This window comes from Nocardioides sp. Z38_18 (assembly GCF_058215695.1).
The window spans coordinates 436,132-456,777 of record NZ_JBZAJE010000001.1; the positions used below are offsets into that span (position 1 = coordinate 436,132).

Sequence of the window (20,646 nt, forward strand, 5' to 3'; positions counted from 1 at the left end):
GCACCGGCATGACCGAAGCCATGGTCCCGACCCGTGGGGCAGAGCTGTGCGTGGAGACGTTCGGACGCGCCGGTGACCCGGCCGTGCTGCTGATCGGCGGCGCGACGTCGTCGATGGACTACTGGCAGCCGGACTTCTGTCGTCGTCTGGCCGAGGCGGGGCGCCTCGTGGTCCGCTACGACCACCGCGACACCGGCCGGTCCACGGCCTCCCCGGTGGGCCGGCCCGACTACACCGGCGACGACCTCACCCTGGACGCCGTCAGCGTGCTCGACGGTCTCGGGATCGCCGCGGCCCACCTCGTCGGGGTGTCCATGGGCGGTGGGATCGCGCAGGACCTCGCCGTGCGGCAGCGCGACCGGGTGCTCACCCTGACCCTGGTCGCGACGACGTGCGCGTTCCGGCGTACGTCGTCGACGCCGCTGCCGCCGCCCGAGGCACGCGTCGCCGAGACGTTCTCCGCGGAGACACCGGGGGTGGACTGGACGGACACGGACGCCGTGGTGGCCGCCAACGTGGAGGCGCTGCGGCCCTACGCCGGGTCGCTGGGCCTCGACGAGGAGGAGGTGCGTGCCGTGAGCCGCACCGTCGTGGGGCGCACGCGCGACCTGGCCGCCAGCCTGGCCAACCACTGGGTGGCGGTGGGGACGGGCGAGGAGTCAGGGCACACCATGGCCGACGTCGACACGCCGACCCTGGTGCTGCACGGCACCGACGACCCGCTGTTCCCGCTGGCCCACGGCGAGGCGCTGGCCGCGGAGATCAGTGGCGCGACCCTGCTCCCGTTGCGGGGGATGGGGCACGAGGTGCCGCCACGGGCGCTGTGGGACACCGTGGTCCCGGCGATCGTGGCGCACACCGCGCCCTGACCGACGCGTGTCAGGTCACTCCGAGCGCGTCATCGACCGTACGTCGAGGGCCTCGTCCATCTGCTCCTCGGTGAGGTCGCCGCGCTCGACGTAGCCCATCTCGAGGACCTGCTCGCGGATGGTCCGGCCCTCCTTGAGGGCGGCCTTGGCGACCTTGGAGGCCTCCTCGTAGCCGATGTACTTGTTCAGCGGCGTCACCACCGACGGCGAGGACTCGGCGTAGGTCAGGCAGCGCTCCTCGTCGGCGGTGATCCCGTCGATGCAGCGGTGCGCGAGCAGCGGGGCCACGTTGGCGAGCAGCCGGATCGACTCCAGCAGGTTGCGGGCCATCACCGGGAGCATCACGTTGAGCTCGAAGTTGCCGCTGGCGCCGCCGACCGCCACGGTGGCGTCGTTGCCGATCACCTGGGCGCACACCATCAGCGTCGCCTCGGGCAGGACCGGGTTCACCTTGCCGGGCATGATGCTGGAGCCGGGCTGGAGGTCGGGCAGGCGGATCTCGGAGAGGCCGGTGGTGGGGCCCGAGGACATCCAGCGCAGGTCGTTGCAGATCTTGGTCAGGCCGACCGCGATCGTGCGGAGCTGGCCGGAGAGCTCCACGAGCGCGTCCTGGCTGCCCTGGGCCTCGAAGTGGTTGCGGGCCTCGGTGAACGGCAGGCCGGTCTCGGCGGCGAGGTCGGCGATCACGCGCTCGGCGAAGCCCTCGGGGGTGTTGATGCCGGTGCCGACGGCGGTGCCGCCCAGCGGCAGCTCCGCGACGCGGGGCAGGGCCGACTCGACCCGCTCGATGCCCATCCGGACGATCGCGGCGTACCCGCCGAACTCCTGGCCCAGCATCACCGGGGTGGCGTCCATCAGGTGCGTGCGCCCCGACTTCACGACGTTCTTGAACTCCTCGGCCTTCGCCTCCAGCGAGGTGGCGAGCTCGTCGAGGGCCGGGACGAGCAGGTTGGCGCTCGCCTCGACCGCGGCGACGTGGATCGAGGTCGGGAAGGTGTCGTTGCTCGACTGGCTCGCGTTGACGTGGTCGTTGGGGTGCGCGTCGGTGCCGGCACCGGCGGCGAGGGAGGCCAGCACCTCGTTCATGTTCATGTTGGAGCTGGTGCCCGAGCCGGTCTGGAAGACGTCGATCGGGAAGGCGTCGTGGTGGTCGCCGCCGATGATCTGATCGGCGCCGGCAGCGATCGCGGCAGCCTGCTCGTCGGCGATGATCCCGAGCTCGGCGTTGATCTTCGCGGCCGACTTCTTCACCCGGGCGATCGCCACGATGTGGGAGGGCTCCAGGGTGGTGCCGCTGATCGGGAAGTTCTCCACGGCGCGCTGGGTCTGGGCGCGCCACAACGCGTGCTTGGGGACCTCGATGTCGCCCATGCTGTCGTGCTCGGTACGGGTCTCGGTGTTCTCGGCGCTCATGGGGTGGACGCTACCGGTGGTGGCTCAGGTACGTCGCGAGAGGTAGAGCAGGTAGTGCTCCGAACGCTCTTGAAGGAGCACGTCGTAGCGGTGCTCGGTGCAGTTGCCGAAGACCTCGGTCATCGCCGCCTCCAGCTCGGGCGCCGGGTTCGCCGACCACACCACGAGCGCTCCGCCGGGGTTGACGAGCTCCCTGGCGGTCCGCAGGAACTGCGTCTCGTAGAGCTTCGCGTTGGACTCGTGCACCAGGAACCCGGGGCCGTTGTCGACGTCGAGCAGCACCAGGTCGTAGGTCTTCGTGGCCTCGGCGAAGGCCATCACGATGTCGGCGTTGACGACCTGCACCCTCTTGTCCGCCAGCAGCGCGGGGCCGTGCGGGATGGTGCCGTCGCGCATCCAGCCGACGACCGCCTCCTCGATCTCGACCACCGTGACCTGCTCCACCCGCGGGTCGGCCAGCACGCGCTGCGTGGTGAACCCGAGCCCGAGTCCGCCGACCACGACGGAGCGCGGCTCCTCGACCAGGTCGAGGGCGGCAGCCGCGAGCTCGACCTCGGTGGTGGTCTCCCGCGTGTCCATCACGAAGACCCCGTTGACGCGCAGCTCGAGCGTGTCCGCGGCATGCTCCTCGATCCGGCGCCGCAGCACCACCTCGCCGCGGGCCGACTCTGCGCGCGCCGTCTCGGCGTACTCGGTCACTGCCTGCCTCCCGAGCTCGACGTCCCCACACGGTACGACGGCCAGGGTTCTGCTCGCCCCGGTGCCCTCCGCTCGCCCGATTGTCTAACCTGTGCTCATGCCCAGCCATCTCGACCCCTACGACGAACGGTCGCGACTGCGCATCTCCGATGCCGACCGCCACCAGGTCTCCGAGCTGCTGCGGAAGGCTGCCGGGGAGGGGCGCCTCGACATGGAGGAGCTCGACGAGCGCCTCGAGGCGGCGTACCGGGCCAAGACCTATGCCGACCTGGTCCCGCTGACCGCCGACCTGCCGTTCAACGCCCAGGCCGGTGCACCCGTCGCCAGGCCGCGGCCGGAGGTGCCTCGCGTCCCCGCGACGCGCTACGACACCTCGCTCGCCATCATGAGCGGCGTCTCGCGCAAGGGGCTGTGGGAGGTCGGCTCCTCGCACACCGCCTTCGCGCTGATGGGCGGGATCGAGATCGACCTCCGGGAAGCGCAGTTCACCAGCCGGGAGACGGTGATCCAGGCGTACACGATCTGGGGCGGGATCGACGTCTACGTCGACGCGCACACCCGCGTGGTGGTCAACGGCGTCGGCATCATGGGTGCGTTCGACCAGGCACGCGACAAGGTCGAGCCGGAGCTCGGCCCGGACTCCCCGTTGGTCCGGGTCAACGGGTTCGCGCTGATGGGCGGAGTCACGGTGCAGCGCCGGCCGCAGCCGGGCACCCGCAAGCGCCGGATGCTGGGGTCCTGAGACCGGGCGAGAGCTTCCCGGACGAAGGGGTTCAGGACGAGCGGTCGGTCCTGGCCGGCTGCGTCGCCCGGTCCGCCGTACGACGGATGATCTCGGTGAACGTCGCGAACAGCTCGGCCGGCATGTCGTGGCCCATGCCGTCGATGACCAGCAGCTCGGCCCCGGGGATCGCCCGGGCGGTGGCGCGACCGCCCGAGAGGTGCACCATCTTGTCGGCTGACCCGTGCACGACCGCCGCGGGGATCCGGATCGATCCCAGCGCACGGGCACGGTTGGGCTGGTTCAGGATCGCCAGCATCTGGCGCATCACCCCGGTGGCCGAGATCCCACGGTTGAAGGTCTCCTCCGCCCGCGCCCGCACCTGTTCCTCGGTCTGCGGGTAGCCGGGTGAGCCGATCAGCTGCTGCATCTTCGCCGAGGTCTTCACGTAGGCCTCGCGGCCGGCTCCACGGTTGGCGAGCAGCATCGGGAGCAGCGAGGGGTGCTGCCAGCCCACGGTGCGCTTGCCCGGCGTGGACATGATCGAGGTCAGTGAGCGCACCCGGGCCGGCTGGTCGACGGCCATGGTCTGCACGATCATCCCGCCCATCGACACGCCCGCGACGTGGGCGCTGTCCCAGCCGAGGTGGTCCATCAGCCCGAACGCGTCGGCTGCCATGTCGCTCAAGGTGTAGGGGACCTTCCCGCTGCGGCGCCCGACGAAGGACTCCACCAGCTGGCGCCGGGAGACGCGACCGCGGACCTTGGTCGACCGGCCGGTGTCCCTGTTGTCGTAGCGCACCACGTGGAATCCCGCCTCGGCGAGCATCGTGCACAGGTCGTGGTCCCACCACGTCATCGGGCCGCCCAACCCCATCACCAGCACCAGCGGATCACCGCCGGGACCACCGAAGGTCTGGTAGCACAGTTCCACCCCGGGGGAGACTGGAGCGAACAGTTCTTTCGAGACCGGCACAGGCATGTATGACCCTAAAGTGACGAAATGTGGGAACAATCAATGAAATACGTTGGACAGCTCGGTAGCAACGCTACCTTCAGAAAATGAACTCTCCGATCGGGTCCTTCCTGGCACCCCCCGGCTTCGAGGGGCCCCAGGGACTGCGGGCGCTCGCCCGCGAGGCCAGCGCAGTCACCGAGGGTGCGCGACTGTTCCGCCAGGCCCGGAGCGACCGGCGCGCCCGCGACCTGCTGCCGTACGCCGGCAGCCACCGGGTCGCGCCGCACGACCCGGTGCTCCTCGTCCCGGGGTTCATGGCCTTCGACGGCACCCTGAAGGGGCTCTCGGTCTTCCTGCGCCACCAGGGCTTCCGCACCTACCGCTCGCAGATCCTGCTCAACGTCGGGTGCACCCGCGAGGCGGCCGACCGGCTCGAGCGGCGGATCGAGTCGATCGCGATCAAGCGCGACCGCAAGGTCACCGTCGTGGGGCACAGTCTCGGCGGCATGCTGGCCCGCGGCCTTGCCGCGCGGCGCCCCGACCTGATCGAGGGCATCGTCAGCATGGGCAGCCCGGTGCTCGCACCGGGAGCCATCCACAAGATCCTGGCCTGGGACGCGCAGATGCTCGCCAAGCTCACCCGGGTGGGCTTCGGCGGCATGATGAGCGCCGACTGCTTCGGTGGCACCTGCGCGCGGCTGTCCTGGGAGGAGAGCCAGGAGGCGCTCGATCCCGAGGTCGCGTTCACCGCGATCTACAGCAAGCGCGACGGCATCGTGGACTGGCGGGCCTGCCTGGACCCGGCGGCCAAGCAGGTCGAGGTGCGCACCAGCCACTGCGGGATGGCCGTGGACCCGATCGTGATGGCGCACGTGCTCACGGCGCTCCGGGCCCAGCAGGTCACCCGGGCCAGCCAGCAGGCAGCTCCTGACGCCGAGGTGGGTTCGCTCCGCGTCGCTGGCAGGTGATCGCGGAGACCTCGACCGCGCCGCGCAGCAGGCGGGCCACCGCGTCGGCTTCCAGGGGCGTGCCCGCGGGCCGGAGCGCCTCGAGGTCCCACAGCTGAGCCAGCGTGGCGGCGGTGAAGGAGTCGCCGGCACCCACCGTGTCGATCACCTCGACCGGACCGGGCCGTTCGCTGATCTCGCCCGAAGGGGTGAACGCCGTTGCGCCCTCGGCGCCGCGGGTGAGCAGCACGAGCTCGGTGCGCTCGCCGCCGAGCAGCTCGCGGGCCAGGTCGTCGGGGTCCAGCCCCGGCGCCAGCAGGTCGGCGTCCTCGTCGCTGAGCTTGACCAGCGTGCACCGGGCCGCCAGGTCGAGGACCTCGCGGCGGACCCGGTCGCGGTCGTCGACGAACGTCTCGCGCAGGTTCGGGTCGTAGCTGACGAAGACGTCGCGGGCACAGGCCTGCTCGACCAGGTCGAGCACGCTGTCGCGCCCGGGCTCGAGCAGCGTGCCCAGCGATCCGACGTGGAGTGCCTGGCAGGGCGGTAGGACCTGCGTCGGGAGGGACCACTCCAGGTCGAAGTCGTAGCTGGCGGCACCGAGCTCGTCGAGGTTGGCGGTGGCGGTGGAGGTGCGGGCGCTGGAGGTCGGCGCGGTGAAGATCTCGGCGCCGCTGGCGGTCACGTGCTGCACCACCAGCCCGCCGCGCTCGTCGTGTCCGACCTGGCTGATCAGGGTCGCGGGGACCTCCAGGCGGCCCAGCCCCACCGCCACGTTCAGCGGCGAGCCGCCGGGGGACTCGCTGGTGTCGCCGTCCCGGTCGACCACGATGTCGACGAGCGCCTCACCGACGACGACGATCATCGGAGCGGGTCAGCGTTCGTAGTCGACGTCGGCGTACGCGCGCAGCTTGCTGAGCTTGTGCTCGGAGTGGATCGAGCGGATCGTGCCGCTGCGCGAGCGCATCACCAGCGAGTGGGTGGTGGCGCCGCCGGCCTTGTAGCGGACGCCCTGCATCAGCTCGCCCTCCGTGATGCCGGTGGCGACGAAGAAGCAGTCGTCGCCGGAGACCAGGTCGTTGGTGTACAGGACGCGGTCGAGGTCGTGACCCGCGTCGAGGGCGCGCTGCCGCTCCGCGTCGTCGGTGGGCCACAGCCGGCCCTGGATGACACCGTCGAGGCACTTCATCGCGCACGCGGAGATGATCCCCTCGGGGGTGCCGCCGATGCCGATCAGCAGGTCGATGCCGGTGCCCTCGCGGGCGGCCATGATGGCTCCGGCGACGTCACCGTCGGTGATGAACTTGATCCGGGCGCCGGCGGCGCGGATGTCGTCGACGAGCTGCTGGTGACGGGGGCGGTCCAGCACGACGACGGTGACGTCCTCGGGCTTGGTGCCCTTGGCCTTGGCGATCTGGTGGATGTTCTCGGCCACGGGGTAGCGGATGTCGACGACCTCCGCGGCCTCGGGCCCGGTGACCAGCTTCTCCATGTAGAACACCGCTGAGGGGTCGTACATCGAGCCACGGGGAGCGACGGCCAGCACCGCGATGGCGTTCGCCATCCCCTTGGCCGCGAGCGTGGTCCCGTCGATGGGGTCGACCGCGACGTCGCACTCCGGCCCGTCGCCATCGCCGACCTCCTCGCCGTTGTAGAGCATCGGGGCGTTGTCCTTCTCGCCCTCGCCGATGACGACCGTGCCGCGCATCCCGACCGTGGAGATCAACGTGCGCATCGCGTTCACCGCGACCCCGTCGGCGCCGTTCTTGTCGCCCTTGCCCACCCAGCGGCCCGCAGCCATCGCCGCGGCCTCCGTGACCCGGACAAGCTCCAGCGCCAGGTTGCGGTCGGGGAAGGAAGGAGCAACGGACAGGGAGTCTGGGACATGGCTCTCGGTCATGGCAGTGATCGTAGCCTCCCACCGGGTTGGCAGGATGGGCCGCATGAGCGAGTCGGACACCCCCACACCCCCATCCGCTGGGGGTTCTCGCTACACGCGCACCAACGGCGGCCTGCTGGCCGCCCTGCTCGTGACCGTGCTGGCGGTGCTCGCCTTCACGGCGTTCCGCTCGCTGTTCACCGACAACGAGCCGACCCCGGTCCGCACCGTCGACTACCAGGCCTCGGTCAAGCAGGCCAGGGCCGACGGCCAGCTGCTGGTGATGGCTCCGAAGCAGCTGCCGGCGGGATGGCGGGCCACGAGCGCGACGTACACCCGCGGCGTGTCGCCGAGCTGGCACCTCGGGATGCTGACCGGCCAGGGCAAGTACGTCGGGGTCGACGAGGCGCGGGTGAGCATCGAGGACCTGGTCAAGGACCACGTCGACATCGATGCCGAACGCGGCAAGGACGTCACCATCGCGGGGGAGACCTGGCAGACCTGGACCGACGCCGGCGGGGACTACGCGGTCGCCCGCTCCTCGGGCGGCGCCAAGAGCTCGGGGCCCTCGGAGTCCTGGATCGTGGTGGGAACAGCGAAGCCGGCGCAGGTCCGGGAGCTCGCGGGCTCGCTGGTGGGCGTGCCGCCCGCCACAGGCTGAGCCGGACCGACCGGGTCAGTCCTCCTCGAGGGCCTCGTCGAGCCGTGCCCTGGCCCCTTCCAGGGCGCGCTGGCACACCTTGGCCAGCTCCTCGCCCCGCTCCCACAGGGCCAGTGACTCGGCCAGGCTGGTGCCGCCCTGCTCGAGGGTGCGCACCACCTCGATGAGCTGGTCGCGGGCGTCCTCGTAGGAGAGCTCGGTCTCGCTGGGCTGTTCAGGCACGGTCGTCCTCGTCGTCGCTGGAGTCGGGCATCAGGTCGATCTGGTCGACCGAGGTGGTGGTGGCGCCGATGCGGCCGTCGGCCACCCGGATGTGGATGGTGTCGCCGGCCTCGAGGGTCGCCACGCTGGACAGGGCCTGTCCCTGCCCGTCGGAGAGCACCGCGTAGCCGCGGCGCAGGGTGGCCAGCGGGGACAGTGCACGCACCCGGGCGATCTGGTGCACGAGGTCGTCGTCGCCGCGGTCGATCCGGTGCCGGAAGGTACGCCGGGCCCGCTCGCGGTAGGCCTCGACCTCGGCCATCCGCTCGTCGAGGCCGGTCCGGGGATCGGCCAGGACCGGGCGCGACCGCAGGGCGGCCAGCTGGTGCAGCTCGCGGGCGACCAGGTTGCTGATCGCTGCCCGGCCACGCTCACGCAGCTGCATCACCCGCTGCGACTCGTCGGCCACGTCGGGCACCACCCGCTTGGCGGCGTCGGTGGGGGTCGAGGCGCGGACGTCGCTGACCAGGTCCAGGATCGGGGAGTCCGGCTCGTGCCCGATCGCCGAGACGACCGGCGTCGTCGCCGCGAACACCGCCCTGATCAGGGCCTCGTCGGAGAACGGCAGCAGGTCCTCGACCGAGCCGCCGCCGCGCGCGATCACGATCACGTCGACCGACGGATCGCGATCGAGCACCTCCACCGCGGCGATCACCTCGCGAACGGCGTGCATGCCCTGCATCGCGGCGTACTTCACCGTGAAGCGGACACCGGGCCAGCGGCGGCGGCCGGTCTCGAGGACGTCGCGCTCGGCGGCCGAGTTCTGCGCGGTGACCAGGCCGACGTTGCGCGGCAGGAAGGGCAGGGGGCGCTTGCGCTCGACGGCGAAGAGTCCCTCGGCCGCGAGCAGCTGGCGACGACGCTCCAGCCGGGCGAGGAGCTCGCCCTCGCCGACCAGCCGGATCTCGCGGACCGCGAGAGAGAGCGTGCCGCGGTTCGCGTAGAAGGTGGGTTTCGCATGGCAGACGATCTGAGCGCCCTCCACCAGCGGCGTGGGCAGGGAGTCCACCACGGCGCGGTTGCAGGTCACCTGCACGGAGATGTCGGCGAGCTTGTCGCGCAGGGTCAGGAAGACCGTGTTCATCCCCCCACGACGGGAGATCTGGGTGACCTGGCCCTCGACCCAGACGGCACCGAGCCGGTCGATCCACTGCCCGATCGCCTGGGTGATCTGGCGGACGGGGGCCGGATGCTCCGGAGAGGTGTCCATGGCCATTGGGCGACCTTAAGGCCAGCGACCTACGATGAGGCACATGACCGACCTGGGTACGCCGAGCTTCCTGCCTCCAGAGGAGGCCGACCGCGCGGTCCGGCTGGCCGCTCCGCGGGGCTACTGCGCCGGTGTCGACCGTGCCGTGATCACCGTGGAGAAGGCGCTCGACCTCTACGGAGCCCCCGTCTACGTACGCAAGCAGATCGTGCACAACAAGCACGTGGTGGCCGGTCTCGAGGCCCGCGGCGCCATCTTCGTCGAGGAGCTCGACGAGGTGCCCGAGGGCAAGACGGTGGTGTTCTCCGCCCACGGGGTCTCCCCGCTGGTGCACACCCAGGCTGCCGAGCGCGGCCTGAAGACGATCGACGCCACCTGCCCGCTGGTGACCAAGGTCCACCACGAGGCCAAGCGCTTCGCCGCCGACGACTACGACATCTTGCTGATCGGGCACGAGGGGCACGAGGAGGTCGAGGGGACCGCCGGCGAGGCGCCGGAGAACATCCAGCTGGTGCAGAGCCCCGAGGACGTGGACAACATCGTCGTGCGGGATCCGGCGAGGGTGGCCTGGCTGTCCCAGACGACGCTGTCGGTCGACGAGACGATGGCCACCGTCGACGCCATCCGGCAACGCTTCCCGCTGCTGCTCGACCCCCCGAGCGACGACATCTGCTACGCCACCCAGAACCGGCAGCTGGCCGTCAAGGCGATCAGCCCCGACGCCGACCTGGTGATCGTGGTGGGCTCGGCGAACTCCTCGAACTCCGTGCGGCTGGCGGAGGTGGCGCTCGAGGCGGGTGCCCGGGCGGCGTACCGCATCGACGACGCCAGCGAGATCGACGAGGCGTGGCTCGACGGGGTGCGCTCGATCAGCGTGACCTCCGGCGCCTCGGTGCCCGACGACCTCGTCACCGGCGTGCTCGACTTCCTCACCGCACGCGGCTTCCCCGACGCCCAGGCCGTGCACACGGCCGAGGAGTCGCTGATCTTCGCCCTTCCCCCCGAGCTGCGGCGCGACATCCGCAAGGCGGCTCTGGCCCAGAGCGGGCAGTAGCGTCGTGGCGCGGTACTACGACGTCCACCCGGTCGACCCGCAGCCGCGGGCGATCGCGCAGGTCGTGGACCTCCTGCGGAACGACGGCCTCGTCGCCTACCCGACCGACTCCTGCTACGCGCTCGGGGTGCAGCTGGGGAACCGCGACGGTCTCGACCGGATCAAGCGGCTGCGTCGCCTCGACGACAAGCACCACTTCACGCTGGTGTGCCGCGACTTCGCCCAGCTCGGTCAGCTGGTCCAGCTCAACAACGCCGCCTTCCGGGCGGTCAAGGCGGCCACCCCGGGGCCCTACACGTTCATCCTGCCCGCCACCAGCGAGGTGCCGAAGCGGCTGATGCACCCCAAGAAGCGCACCGTGGGGGTGCGCATCCCCGACCACCCGGTGGTGAAGGCGCTGCTCGAGGAGCTGGGGGAGCCGTTGCTGTCCAGCACCCTGCTGCTGCCGGGGGAAGCCGAGCCGATGACCGACGGCTGGCAGATCAAGGACGAGCTGGATCAGTGGTTGGACGCGGTGATCGACGCCGGGGAGACGGGCTCGGTGCCCACCACCGTGGTCGACCTGTCCGAAGGAGTGCCCGTGGTCGAGCGGGTCGGCGCCGGGGACCCGACGCGCTTCGAGTGAATCCGCCGCCGGACGCGCACCCGCTGGCGTACGCCGAGCACGGTCAGCGCGAGCAGGTAGCCGGTGAGCAGCCCGCTGGCCCGGTGCGCGAGGCCCGAGACCACGGCCTGGACGAGACCGTCACCGGGGTCGGCGATCCACTCGCGATGGACGACGGCCACCAGGGCGATGAAGCCGAGCATCAGCAGCGGGGGCAGCACCCCGACGCGGAAGGAGTCCCGCGGACGGACCGCGAGCGACGCGGCGATGCAGATCAGGACGAACCCGATGTCGAAGAGAACGGTGAGCCGGCCGAAGATCGCCAGGTCGATGGCAAGCACCACCAGGCCGAGCAGGACCGCCAACCGCGTGACGCGGCTGGCTGACATCCGACCCTCTTCCCACACGGTGGGTGCGCTCACAGCGACAAGGTAGGCCCAGTCAGGCGCTCGGGCGACGCGACTCGCCGGTCTCGGCACCCATCACCGGGTCAGTGGTGGGCCCGAACTCCGGTCGTGGCTCGGCCACGGCGTCCAGCAGCTCGGCCGCCGTCAGCGGCCGGGGGACCTGGGTCACCGGCTGGACCGGGGCGATCTCGGCGCGGGTGACCCCGATGTCCTCGAACTGGCGGGCGGTGACCAGCACCCGGCTCTCGATCGAGCCGACCGCGCTGTTGAACGCTTCGACGGCGCCCTTCAGCGAGCGGCCGATCTTGTCGAGGTGGGCGCCCATCACTCCCACCCGGGTGTGCAGCTCGCGGCCGAGCTCGTGGATCTCCCGGGTGCGTTCGGCCAGCGCCTCGGTGGTCCACCCGTGGGCCACGGTGCGCAGCAGTGCGATCAGCGTCGTGGGGGTCGCGATGACCACGTCCCGCGTGGCGGCGTACGTCAGCAGGCCGGGGTCGGTCTCCAGCGCCGCGGCCAGGAACGACTCGGCCGGCACGAACATCACCACGAACTCGGGGGCGCCGGGCATCGAGCGCCAGTAGGCCTTGCCGGAAAGGGCGTCGACGTGGCTGCGCACCTGGCGCACGTGACGGCGCAGGTGGGCCTCGACCTCCTCGGGGTCCTCGCTCGCCAGCGCGTCGAGGTGGGCGTCGAGCGGCACCTTGGAGTCCACGACCACGGAGCGTCCCCCCGCCAGGTGCACCACGAGGTCGGGCCGCAGGGCGCCGTCCTCCCGGGTCAGGTGGACCTGCTGCTGGAAGTCGCAGTGCTCCACCATCCCGGCCAGCTCAACTGCCTTGCGCAGGTGCAGCTCGCCCCACTGGCCCCTGACCTGGGGCTTGCGCAGGGCAGTGGACAGCGCGCCGGTCTCCCGCCGCAGCTGGTCGGTGCTGTGCCGCATGTCGGCGACCTGCTGGCGCAGCTGGCCCTGCCAGGAGGCCCGCTGCTGCTCCACGTCCATCAGCCGCTCGTGCAGCCGGTCGAGGCCGTCCCGGAGCACGGCCTGGTCGTCACCGCGGGCGGCGAGCGCCCGCAGCACGTCGGGGTCCCCGGCACGCCGGGACCACAGCAGCACCGCGACGGCGCCGAGCAGGATGCCGATCACCAGGGTGAGCACGGGCAGCAGGAGGTCCATGCCCATCAGGGTGGCAGCAGGCACCGACAACACCGGGGACCTCATCGATGTCTGCTGAATCGCAGGGTGCCGTCGGCTTGTCGGTGGTGGAGGTAGCCGGAGTCGTGGATGCGTTGGTGGTGCCAGTGGCACAACGGGATCGCGTTGGCCAGGTCGGTCCTGCCGCCGTGGCTCCAGGAGTGCTCATGGTGGAGCTCGCACCAGGCGTAGGGACGTTCACAGCCCTCGGCGGCGCAGGTGTCGTGGAGCAGCCCGGCGGCGATGCGTTGTGCCTGGGAGAACAGCCGGCTCTCCCGGCCGAGGTCCAGCGCCACGGAGCCGGCGCCGAGGACGGCGGGCAGGATCGCTGCGGTGCAGGCCAGCCGCCGTGCCTCACCGGCGCTGAGCTGGTGGCCGGTGTCGAGGTGGGCCGCCTTCAGCGCCCCGGTCAGGACCGTGTGGTCGATGGTGACCACCACGGTGGCAGCGGTCTTGTGGTGCAGGTGGTCGGTGGGCCGGTGCTCGAGCAGCTCGCCGAACGCGAGACCGCGGCGGTGGTCCCAGTCGTAGGTGGCGGTCACGGCCCGGTCTGGCGCGGCGCCACTCCTCGCGGCCATCCTGCGCGGCGCGGTCATCGCGTCGATGATCTTGCGCAGGTGCGCCACCTCGGTGCTGGGGAGAGTGAAGTGTCCGGTGGTGGTGCCGTCTGCGTTGTCGTGGAAGGTCAGCCGCGACCGGGAGCGCGCGGCTTCCTCCTCGGTGCGCAGCTGGGCGTCCTCGTGGGCGTCGACGGCCTGCTGGTCGGGCTCGATCGCTTCGATCGCACGGCGGGCCTCGCGGCGCAGCTGGTCGGGGTCGAACCGCTGCGCCTTGGCGACCAGGACCGCCTCCACGACCTCGCGCTGTTCCGCGCTGACGCCCCCGGGGAGCTGGCGAGCGGCATGGAGGATCACCGCGGCGTGCGCGGGGGAGACCGTCCCCTCGTCGAGCGCCGCAGCAGTGGCGTCGTGCCCACCGCCGGCGAGCTCGCGGGCGATCCCCACCTCCCGGGCCGCGGCGACGCGGGTGGTGGTGGTCTGCCGGGCCACCCATGCCTCTGTCCCGGTGAACCCCGCGGCCGCTGCAGCCCCGGCTCTGTCGGCCGCGCCCATCACATTGAGCTTCACCGCCTCCAGGCGGCGGCTGTCCCGCTCCAGCCGGGTCACCAGGGCGGCGTACTCGCCATCCGGGAGCGGTTGCTTCGCGCCGGCCAGCAGCTGGTCCAGCGCTGCCTCCAGGGCGGCCATCCCGGACAGGACCGGGTGGTCACTGTCGGGCCGGCGGTCCAGGAGCGAGGTCATGCATCCATTCTCGATCGAACAGATGTTCGAGTCAAGAGGTGACGGCGGATCTGTGTGCAACAGCGGACTCAACCGCTTGTCGCGACGAGCAGGCAGTCCGGGTGCGCGGGCAATCCGGTCTTCGGAGGCACTGATGGGAAACCGGTTCCTTTGTTAGCCTGCTCGAACGGGGGCTCGGATCGACTCGCATCGACAGGAGCACCATGTTCCCCACGTCTCGGACCCTACGACTGGGCAGAATCCTCATCGCCGGATCTGCCGTCGCCGCCCTGGTGATGTCGACCCAACCGGTCGTCCCCGGCCCCCAGCCCGACACCGACGGCTCGAAGGCCGTCGTCAAGGACGACGTCGTCCACGTGGCCAAGAAGAAGAAGCGCCGGTGCGGGGCGAAGGCCAAGTTCGCACCGAAGTGCGGCGCCCTCTGGGGGGTCTACAGCATCCGCAACGGCGGCCCGGAGGCGTCCGTGCGCCGGCTCGAGTCCCAGGTGGGCCGCAGGTTCGACCTGAGCCTGAGGTACCACGACTTCTCCGACCACATCCACCAGGGACAGTTCCCCGACGTCTACGAGCGTCGCCTCGGCGCCGGGGGCCGCAAGCTGTTCATCTCCTGGCAGGCGCGGGTCTCCGACACCAACCGGAACCTCTCCTGGCGGGCCATCGCCAACGGGCGCTACGACCGCTACGTCAACAACGCGGCGAAGCGGGTGAAGGCCTACAAGAGGCCGGTGTTCATCGCCTTCGACCCGGAGTTCGACTCCCATCGCGACAAGGGCTCGATGGCCGACTATGTGGCGGCGTACCGGCACATCGTCAAGGTGTTCAACCGCTACCGGGTCTCCAACGTCGCCTGGGCCTGGGTCTCCACCGGCTACCTCGGCGGGGGCAACGCCGCCCGGATCCGGCAGGGCTATCCCGGTGGCGCCTACGTCAACTGGGTGGGCTGGGACCCCTACAACTTCTACCGGTGCAACGGCACGGGCTGGCAGACGTTCGGCCAGAAGGTCTGGCCCACCTACCGCTGGATGCAGAAGATCGGCCTGGCGCACAAGCCGTTCCTGCTCAGCGAGTACGGCACCCAGTACGACAACGCCAACCAGACCCGGTCCAAGCAGTGGCACGCCGGCATCCCGGCGACGCTGCGGCAGCTGTCCAACCTCAAGGCAGTGGTCCGCTTCGACGCCAACGGCACCTTCCGGGGGAAGAGCTGCAACTTTTACCTGACCAACGGACCCGGCAGCCTCGCCTCCTTCGCCCAGGCAGGCCGGGCGGTCGGCCGGGACCGGATCTTCTGACCGGCGCGTTCAGGGGCCAGAAATCAAGGGGATGGGCACGGTAGTTGGCGCACCCCCGTAGCGTCCGAGCGTGATCATCGCCTTCCTGGCAGCCCTCGTCGTCGCGCTGCTCCTGGTCGTTGCGGTGCACTTCTACCTGTGGCGACGACTGGTGCGGGACACGGTTCTCGACCGACGGGTGCGCAGGATCGGCGCTGTTGTCTTCGGGGTGCTCGGACTGCTGGTGCCGGCCACCCTGGTGGGGGTCGGGACCGGGGTCGCGGAGTGGCTGGCCTGGCCGGGCTACCTCTGGCTCGGGGTGCTGTTCTACCTGGTCACGTTCCTGGTCGTCCTGGAGGTTCCGCGGTTCGCGGTCTCGCGGTGGTGGCGCCGGCAGGAGGCTGCGGTCGGGGCTGCGTCTGAGACTGTGCCTGCGTCTGGGCCTGTGTGTGGGCCTGGGCCTGGGCCAGAAACCGGGACTCAGGAAACCGGGCCGGAGGCGAGCGGTCCGACGCGCAGGGTGGTTCTCTCCCGGGGCCTGGCGATCGGGGCCGTGGTGGCCACCGCCGGCACCGTCGGGTACGGCGTACGGAGCGCGCTCGGGCCACCCCAGCTCGACCGCCGGCAGATCGCCCTTCCCCGGCTGCCGCGTTCGCTGGACGGCACCCGGCTGGTCGTCGTCTCCGACATCCACCTCGGGCCGTTGGCGGGCGAGGCGCACGTGCGCCGGATCGTCGACCGCATCAACGAGCTCGACGCCGATGTCGTGACCATCGTCGGCGACCTGGTGGACGGCTCGGTCGAGGATCGGGGCGTCGGCGCGGAGCCACTGGCCGGGATCCGGTCACGCCACGGCTCGTTCTTCGTCACCGGGAACCACGAGTACTACTCGGGTCACGAGGAATGGATCGAGCGCCTCGACGAGCTCGGCGTCCGCACGCTGCGCAACGAGCGGACGCAGCTGCTGTTCCGAGGCGGGGCACTCGACCTTGCCGGGGTCAACGACCTCGCCGGCAAGGACTACTACGACGCCCCCGACTTCGCCCAGACCTTCGCCGACCGGGACCCAGACGTCCCGGTGGTGCTAATGGCGCACCAACCGGTGCAGGCGCACTCGGCGGCGAAGTACGGCGTGGACCTGCAGGTCTCGGGGCACACCCACGGCGGGCAGATGGCCCCCTTCGGACAGCTGGCCCGACTGGAGCAACCGGTCGTCTCGGGGCTGGGCCGGGTGGACGGGGTGCCGGTCTACGTCACCAACGGCGCCGGCTTCTGGGGCCCGCCGGTGCGGGTCGGCGCACCTCCCCAGGTGACGCTGCTCCAGCTGCGCTCGAAGTGACTAGTCGGCGAGGTCGACGATCACCGGCGCGTGGTCGCTGGCGCCCTTGCCGGCGCGTTCCTCGCGGTCGATGAACGCGCCGGTCACCCTCGCTGCGAGGGAGGGCGAGCCGAGCACGAAGTCGATCCGCATGCCGCGGTTGCGCTCGTAGCGCTGCCGGTAGTAGTCCCAGTAGGTGTAGACCTCGGGGCCCGGGGTGTGCGGGCGGACTACGTCCACCCAGCCGTCCTCGAGGAAGCCGTTGAAGGCGGCCCGCTCCCGCGGGGTGACGTGAGTGCTCTTGGCGAACTGGGCGATGTCGAAGACGTCGTCGTCCTGCGGGGCGATGTTCCAGTCGCCCACCAGGGCCACGTCACCGGTCATCGAGCGCGCCGCGGTCCGGAGCCGGGCCAGCCACTCGAGCTTGTAGAGGTAGTGCGGGTCGTCGACCTTGCGGCCGTTGGGGACGTAGAGCGACCACACCCGTACGCCGCCGCAGGTGGCCCCGATCGCACGGGCCTCGGCCGCCGCCGGGTCGCCCCACGTCGGCATCTCCGGGAACCCGACCTCGACGTCCTCGAGGCCCACGCGGCTGATCAGCGCGACCCCGTTCCACTGGTCGTGGCCCACGGCCGCGACCTCGTAGCCGAGCACCGAGAGGCCCATCAGCGGCAGCTGGTCCTCGCGGGCCTTGGTCTCCTGCAGGGCGAGCACGTCGATGTCGTGCCGTTGCAGGAACGCCTCGACCCGATCGATCCGGCTGCGGAGCGAATTCACGTTCCAGGTGGCGATGCGCATCGGGCGAGCCTATGTGGTCAGTATCTGAGACGAGACCCCTATGCTCGTCCGTGTGAAGCCGTTGGGGCAGCATCCCCTTCCTCGTCATGTCGTGGCGCACGTGAGTGATCCCCACCTGCTGGCCGAACGACGCCTCTACGACTCGATCGACACCCACGAGAACCTGCGACACGCGATGGCGCGGCTCAGCCGCCTGGAGATGCCGCCCCAGGTGATCGTCTTCACCGGTGATCTCGCCGACCGTGCGGAGCCGAAGGCCTACGCGGCGCTGCGCGGGATCGTGGAGCCGGCCGCCGCCGCGCTCGGCGCCGAGGTGGTCTGGGTGATGGGCAACCACGACGAGCGGGAGCACTACGCCCGTGCGCTCTTCGGTGAGGAGGGCTCCGGCGCGAGGACCCAGGACCGCGTCCACATGGTCGACGGGCTGCGCATCGTCGCCCTGGACACCACCGTCCCCGGTTACCACCACGGCGAGCTCTCCGCCGACCAGCTCGCCTGGCTCGGCGACGTGCTGGCCGAGCGAGCGCCGTACGGCACCCTGGTCGCGCTGCACCACCCGCCGATCCCGGTGCCGATGACCCGGGCCGCCGCGCTGATCGAGCTGCACGACCAGGACCGGCTGGGGGAGGTGATCGCGGGCACCGACGTGCGTGGCGTGATCGGCGGCCACTTCCACTACTCGTCGTACTCCACCTTCGCCGGAGTTCCGGTCTCGGTCGCGTCGGCCACCTGCTACCTCGCGGACCCGGCCCCGACGGCCCGCCTGCTCTCGGCGGTCGACGGGCACCAGTCGCTCACGATGATGCACCTCTACGACGACCGGGTGGTGCACTCGGTGGTCCCGCTCCCGGACGCCGACGAGGTGGCCGGCTACCCGTTGCACCTCGCCGCCGAGCTCGAGGAGATGGCGCCCGCCGACCGGCACGAGCTGCTCTCCGCGAAGGACTCGCCGGTCTGGGCGCACGAGAACCCGCTGGACTGAGGCGAGTCTCCCGGCAGTCGGGTTGCGCGAGCGCCGGAGGGGCATGCTGGAGGGATGGATGACCCCCGCACCACCCTCGTCGCGAAGCTCGCGGAGATCGACGACCAGATGGCGACCCTGGAGAAGAAGCCCTCGGACCAGGGCTCGATCTCGTTCGGCAAGCGCATCGGCGAGGGGACCTCGATGGCGGTGGACCGGCTCACCCAGGTAGCCGTGCACGACGGTCTCCAGGGGACGCGCGCCGACGTGGTGCGTGCGCTGGAGAAGCTCGACGAGGGCACCTACGGCTGCTGCGACGTGTGCGGCGAGGAGATTCCCGAGGGACGCCTCGAGGCGCTGCCGTGGTCGGTGCTCTGCGTGCGGGACGCAGCCCGCGCCTGATCCGGGCCTGATCCGGGCCGCTGCTGCCGTCCGCAGGCATGCATCCGGGGGAGCAGGGGCACGGGACGTACGTCGGGCAACGACGCCCGGCCGGACAGATCAGGAGGGGTCATGGCGAACCTCAGGGGAATCGTGAACCGGGTGATGGGCTCGCGCAGTGGTGGGGGAGCGGGCGGTCGTCGTGGCGGGCCCGCCGGTGGCACCACGCCGGGCACGGGCGACGGCGGCCAACGGCGCAAGGACGAGGCGGTCGGGCGTGGCGTGCGCGGTGTGCTGAGCCGGTTGCGGCGCTGAGTGGTTAACCGGGACGCAACCTCGGCAGCCTGAGGCTGAAACACGGCGCTGGTTGCGTGAGGAGCCCATCCTCACCCCCTCGGGAGTCCCAGATGCCTCAGTTCGAGAACGACAACACCACCAGCGCGCTGGCCGAGCCGGCCTCCGGTCTGGGCCGACGGACCCTCCTGGGAGCGGCCGTCGCCGGGGCCGCAGCGGCGCCGGCACTGCTCGACGCCGAGGCGGCAACGGCCGGATCGCGGTCAACCGCGGTGCTGCAACCCGGCGCCGGGCGACCCCGTGGGCGCTACGTGCCCGCGAAGGCGAACGAGGTCTACTGGGGCAAGCTGCCCAACCGCACCAGCACCCCGGTCGCGGTGGTGAGCTCGGGGTCCGTCGTCACGATGGACACGATCTCCCACGAGGGCCTGCTCGAGGACCAGGGCAAGGACCCCCGGGCGTTCTTCGAGACCTACGGCGTCCCGGAGCGACAGGTGCTCAAGGACGCCATCGCCGTCGCCGCCCGGTCCACCCACGACGGACCGGGGCCGCACGTGGTGACCGGCCCGATCGCCGTACGCGGCGCGCAGCCGGGCGACGTGCTCAAGATCGAGGTGCTCGACCTGCCGCTGCGCGTCCCCTACGGCGTGATCTCCAACCGGCACGGCAAGGGAGCGCTCCCGGGGGAGTACCCCGAGAAGTTCGAGGGCGTGCGCGCGTTCGCGCCGTACTTCAACGAGGGCGGCAACATCAGCGTGTTCACCTCGGTGGAGCGGCGCGGCAAGAAGCTGCGTGGCCGGCTGCCTGGCTCGGTCCCGGTCGGGTTCGACCTGCACCCCTTCATGGGGCTGATGGGCGTCGCGCGGGACACCTCCGCGGTCGTCGACTCCGTCCCGCCCACCGACGCGGGCGGCAACATCGACATCAACGACCTCACGGTCGGCTCCACGCTCTACCTCCCGGTGCAGGTCGCCGGAGCGATGTTCTTCGCCGGTGACCCGCACATGGCCCAGGGCGACGGCGAGGTCGCCCTGACCGCGATGGAGGGGTCGCTGCGTCCCACGTTCCGGCTGACCGTGGTGAAGAAGGGCCAGCGCGGGGCACCGAGGACGGCGTTCGACTACCCCTTCGCCGAGACACCCGAGTCGTGGATCCCGATCGGGCTCAGCGACCCCGACGGCCCGGAGAACGGCGGCAACGCGACCAGCCTCGACATCGCGATGAAGACCGCCGTGCGGCAGGCGCTGAAGTTCCTCACCGAGGACATCGGGATGGCCGCACCGGTCGCCTACGCCTACCTGTCCGCCGCGTCGGACTTCCAGTGCTCGCAGGTCGTCGACCGTACGACGGGCATCCACGCCCTGATCCGGAAGGCGGACTTCGGCCGGACCAAGCGGTGGTGACCCTCGCAGGAGTCTGGGCGCAATTGGGTTAACGCTCGCCGTTCGGG

The 20,646-nt window shown here is 71.1% G+C and carries 22 protein-coding genes and 1 pseudogene; 12 read left to right on the forward strand and 11 right to left on the reverse strand.

Annotated features, from left to right (window positions below):
• The first annotated feature begins 8 nt into the window (after window positions 1-8).
• The gene (locus AC4BGC_RS02130) at window positions 9-869 is read left to right on the forward strand and encodes an alpha/beta fold hydrolase (RefSeq protein ID WP_490554106.1); all 861 of its coding nucleotides are present in this window, start codon (window positions 9-11) and stop codon (window positions 867-869) included.
• A 15-nt stretch (window positions 870-884) separates the two neighbouring features.
• Here the strand turns inward: AC4BGC_RS02130 and AC4BGC_RS02135 are convergent, their stop codons facing one another.
• Window positions 885-2,282, reverse strand: a complete 1,398-nt coding sequence (locus tag AC4BGC_RS02135; RefSeq protein ID WP_490554107.1) for a class II fumarate hydratase — start codon at window positions 2,280-2,282, stop codon at window positions 885-887.
• A gap of 24 nt (window positions 2,283-2,306) precedes the next feature.
• Entirely contained in the window at window positions 2,307-2,981 is a 675-nt protein-coding gene (locus tag AC4BGC_RS02140) for a spermine/spermidine synthase domain-containing protein (RefSeq protein ID WP_490554108.1), read from the reverse strand.
• A gap of 97 nt (window positions 2,982-3,078) precedes the next feature.
• On the opposite strand from AC4BGC_RS02140, the gene AC4BGC_RS02145 reads away from it, so the two are divergent.
• Window positions 3,079-3,723, forward strand: a complete 645-nt coding sequence (locus AC4BGC_RS02145; protein WP_490546381.1) for a DUF1707 SHOCT-like domain-containing protein — start codon at window positions 3,079-3,081, stop codon at window positions 3,721-3,723.
• Window positions 3,724-3,754: 31 nt separating this feature from the next.
• On the opposite strand, the gene AC4BGC_RS02150 is transcribed toward AC4BGC_RS02145, so the two are convergent.
• On the reverse strand, window positions 3,755-4,636 hold the full coding sequence (locus AC4BGC_RS02150) for an alpha/beta fold hydrolase (protein WP_490554109.1): 882 nt from the start codon (window positions 4,634-4,636) through the stop codon (window positions 3,755-3,757).
• Window positions 4,637-4,764: 128 nt separating this feature from the next.
• Here AC4BGC_RS02150 and AC4BGC_RS02155 point away from each other — a divergent pair, with 128 nt between their 5' ends.
• Entirely contained in the window at window positions 4,765-5,628 is an 864-nt protein-coding gene (locus AC4BGC_RS02155; RefSeq protein WP_490546379.1) for an esterase/lipase family protein, read from the forward strand.
• On the opposite strand, the gene AC4BGC_RS02160 is transcribed toward AC4BGC_RS02155, so the two are convergent.
• Window positions 5,561-6,469 (reverse strand): carbohydrate kinase family protein, encoded by a 909-nt coding sequence (locus tag AC4BGC_RS02160; protein WP_490554110.1) that lies wholly within the window; start codon window positions 6,467-6,469, stop codon window positions 5,561-5,563. The genes AC4BGC_RS02155 and AC4BGC_RS02160 overlap by 68 nt on opposite strands.
• 9 nt (window positions 6,470-6,478) lie before the next feature.
• Window positions 6,479-7,504: a class II fructose-bisphosphatase gene (gene glpX, locus AC4BGC_RS02165; RefSeq protein ID WP_490554111.1), complete on the reverse strand. Its 1,026-nt coding sequence runs from the start codon at window positions 7,502-7,504 to the stop codon at window positions 6,479-6,481.
• Window positions 7,505-7,547: 43 nt separating this feature from the next.
• Here glpX and AC4BGC_RS02170 point away from each other — a divergent pair, with 43 nt between their 5' ends.
• Window positions 7,548-8,144, forward strand: a complete 597-nt coding sequence (locus tag AC4BGC_RS02170; RefSeq protein WP_490554112.1) for a DUF4245 domain-containing protein — start codon at window positions 7,548-7,550, stop codon at window positions 8,142-8,144.
• 15 nt (window positions 8,145-8,159) lie between these two features.
• Here AC4BGC_RS02170 and AC4BGC_RS02175 read toward each other — a convergent pair whose 3' ends face one another.
• Complete coding sequence (locus tag AC4BGC_RS02175) at window positions 8,160-8,366, reverse strand: exodeoxyribonuclease VII small subunit (RefSeq protein WP_490546375.1); 207 nt, start codon at window positions 8,364-8,366, stop codon at window positions 8,160-8,162.
• Window positions 8,359-9,621: an exodeoxyribonuclease VII large subunit gene (gene xseA / locus AC4BGC_RS02180; protein ID WP_490546374.1), complete on the reverse strand. Its 1,263-nt coding sequence runs from the start codon at window positions 9,619-9,621 to the stop codon at window positions 8,359-8,361. The genes AC4BGC_RS02175 and xseA overlap by 8 nt, the downstream gene beginning before the upstream one ends.
• 37 nt (window positions 9,622-9,658) lie before the next feature.
• On the opposite strand from xseA, the gene AC4BGC_RS02185 reads away from it, so the two are divergent.
• Both AC4BGC_RS02185 and AC4BGC_RS02190 read left to right on the forward strand, forming a co-directional pair.
• On the forward strand, window positions 9,659-10,669 hold the full coding sequence (locus tag AC4BGC_RS02185; RefSeq protein WP_490546373.1) for a 4-hydroxy-3-methylbut-2-enyl diphosphate reductase: 1,011 nt from the start codon (window positions 9,659-9,661) through the stop codon (window positions 10,667-10,669).
• A gap of 4 nt (window positions 10,670-10,673) precedes the next feature.
• Window positions 10,674-11,294, forward strand: coding sequence for an L-threonylcarbamoyladenylate synthase (locus AC4BGC_RS02190; RefSeq protein ID WP_490546372.1), 621 nt, complete (start codon window positions 10,674-10,676; stop codon window positions 11,292-11,294).
• 38 nt (window positions 11,295-11,332) lie between these two features.
• Here the strand turns inward: AC4BGC_RS02190 and AC4BGC_RS02195 are convergent.
• The 3 genes and pseudogenes from AC4BGC_RS02195 to AC4BGC_RS02205 form a co-directional block, all read right to left on the reverse strand.
• Window positions 11,333-11,662, reverse strand: a pseudogene (locus tag AC4BGC_RS02195) (DUF6542 domain-containing protein); the annotation flags it as partial.
• A gap of 52 nt (window positions 11,663-11,714) precedes the next feature.
• A complete protein-coding gene (locus tag AC4BGC_RS02200; protein ID WP_490554113.1) occupies window positions 11,715-12,899 on the reverse strand; it encodes a DNA recombination protein RmuC in 1,185 nt (394 codons plus the stop codon).
• Complete coding sequence (locus AC4BGC_RS02205; protein ID WP_490554114.1) at window positions 12,896-14,173, reverse strand: HNH endonuclease signature motif containing protein; 1,278 nt, start codon at window positions 14,171-14,173, stop codon at window positions 12,896-12,898. Before AC4BGC_RS02205 ends, AC4BGC_RS02200 begins: the two co-directional genes overlap by 4 nt.
• A gap of 203 nt (window positions 14,174-14,376) precedes the next feature.
• Here AC4BGC_RS02205 and AC4BGC_RS02210 point away from each other — a divergent pair, with 203 nt between their 5' ends.
• Together AC4BGC_RS02210 and AC4BGC_RS02215 are read left to right on the forward strand one after the other, a co-directional pair.
• Window positions 14,377-15,465 carry a glycoside hydrolase family 26 protein gene (locus tag AC4BGC_RS02210; protein ID WP_490554115.1) on the forward strand — a complete coding sequence of 363 codons (1,089 nt, stop codon included), beginning with the start codon at window positions 14,377-14,379 and terminating at the stop codon, window positions 15,463-15,465.
• Window positions 15,466-15,535: 70 nt separating this feature from the next.
• Window positions 15,536-16,783 (forward strand): metallophosphoesterase, encoded by a 1,248-nt coding sequence (locus AC4BGC_RS02215; RefSeq protein WP_490554116.1) that lies wholly within the window; start codon window positions 15,536-15,538, stop codon window positions 16,781-16,783.
• On the opposite strand, the gene AC4BGC_RS02220 is transcribed toward AC4BGC_RS02215, so the two are convergent.
• On the reverse strand, window positions 16,784-17,560 hold the full coding sequence (locus tag AC4BGC_RS02220; protein ID WP_490554117.1) for an exodeoxyribonuclease III: 777 nt from the start codon (window positions 17,558-17,560) through the stop codon (window positions 16,784-16,786). It lies immediately after the preceding gene.
• 100 nt (window positions 17,561-17,660) lie between these two features.
• Here AC4BGC_RS02220 and AC4BGC_RS02225 point away from each other — a divergent pair, with 100 nt between their 5' ends.
• From AC4BGC_RS02225 to AC4BGC_RS02240, 4 genes are all read left to right on the forward strand, one after another.
• On the forward strand, window positions 17,661-18,542 hold the full coding sequence (locus tag AC4BGC_RS02225) for a metallophosphoesterase (protein WP_490554118.1): 882 nt from the start codon (window positions 17,661-17,663) through the stop codon (window positions 18,540-18,542).
• Window positions 18,543-18,596: 54 nt separating this feature from the next.
• The gene (locus AC4BGC_RS02230; RefSeq protein WP_490546364.1) at window positions 18,597-18,923 is read left to right on the forward strand and encodes a TraR/DksA family transcriptional regulator; all 327 of its coding nucleotides are present in this window, start codon (window positions 18,597-18,599) and stop codon (window positions 18,921-18,923) included.
• A 111-nt stretch (window positions 18,924-19,034) separates the two neighbouring features.
• Window positions 19,035-19,217, forward strand: a complete 183-nt coding sequence (locus tag AC4BGC_RS02235) for a hypothetical protein (RefSeq protein WP_490546363.1) — start codon at window positions 19,035-19,037, stop codon at window positions 19,215-19,217.
• A gap of 92 nt (window positions 19,218-19,309) precedes the next feature.
• A complete protein-coding gene (locus AC4BGC_RS02240) occupies window positions 19,310-20,599 on the forward strand; it encodes an acetamidase/formamidase family protein (RefSeq protein WP_490554119.1) in 1,290 nt (429 codons plus the stop codon).
• The last annotated feature ends 47 nt before the right edge of the window (window positions 20,600-20,646 follow it).

Bases quoted from the DNA above. Each gene is read 5' to 3' on its own strand.
- AC4BGC_RS02200 (WP_490554113.1), bottom strand. From the start codon at position 12,899: ATGAGGTCCCCGGTGTTGTCGGTGCCTGCTGCCACCCTGATGGGCATG.
- AC4BGC_RS02185 (WP_490546373.1), top strand. From the start codon at position 9,659: ATGACCGACCTGGGTACGCCGAGCTTCCTGCCTCCAGAGGAGGCCGAC.
- glpX (WP_490554111.1), bottom strand. From the start codon at position 7,504: ATGACCGAGAGCCATGTCCCAGACTCCCTGTCCGTTGCTCCTTCCTTC.
- AC4BGC_RS02145 (WP_490546381.1), top strand. From the start codon at position 3,079: ATGCCCAGCCATCTCGACCCCTACGACGAACGGTCGCGACTGCGCATC.
- AC4BGC_RS02160 (WP_490554110.1), bottom strand. From the start codon at position 6,469: ATGATCGTCGTCGTCGGTGAGGCGCTCGTCGACATCGTGGTCGACCGG.
- AC4BGC_RS02130 (WP_490554106.1), top strand. From the start codon at position 9: ATGACCGAAGCCATGGTCCCGACCCGTGGGGCAGAGCTGTGCGTGGAG.
- AC4BGC_RS02220 (WP_490554117.1), bottom strand. From the start codon at position 17,560: ATGCGCATCGCCACCTGGAACGTGAATTCGCTCCGCAGCCGGATCGAT.
- AC4BGC_RS02170 (WP_490554112.1), top strand. From the start codon at position 7,548: ATGAGCGAGTCGGACACCCCCACACCCCCATCCGCTGGGGGTTCTCGC.
- AC4BGC_RS02135 (WP_490554107.1), bottom strand. From the start codon at position 2,282: ATGAGCGCCGAGAACACCGAGACCCGTACCGAGCACGACAGCATGGGC.
- AC4BGC_RS02155 (WP_490546379.1), top strand. From the start codon at position 4,765: ATGAACTCTCCGATCGGGTCCTTCCTGGCACCCCCCGGCTTCGAGGGG.
- AC4BGC_RS02230 (WP_490546364.1), top strand. From the start codon at position 18,597: ATGGATGACCCCCGCACCACCCTCGTCGCGAAGCTCGCGGAGATCGAC.
- AC4BGC_RS02235 (WP_490546363.1), top strand. From the start codon at position 19,035: ATGGCGAACCTCAGGGGAATCGTGAACCGGGTGATGGGCTCGCGCAGT.
- AC4BGC_RS02205 (WP_490554114.1), bottom strand. From the start codon at position 14,173: ATGACCTCGCTCCTGGACCGCCGGCCCGACAGTGACCACCCGGTCCTG.
- AC4BGC_RS02240 (WP_490554119.1), top strand. From the start codon at position 19,310: ATGCCTCAGTTCGAGAACGACAACACCACCAGCGCGCTGGCCGAGCCG.
- xseA (WP_490546374.1), bottom strand. From the start codon at position 9,621: ATGGCCATGGACACCTCTCCGGAGCATCCGGCCCCCGTCCGCCAGATC.
- AC4BGC_RS02210 (WP_490554115.1), top strand. From the start codon at position 14,377: ATGTTCCCCACGTCTCGGACCCTACGACTGGGCAGAATCCTCATCGCC.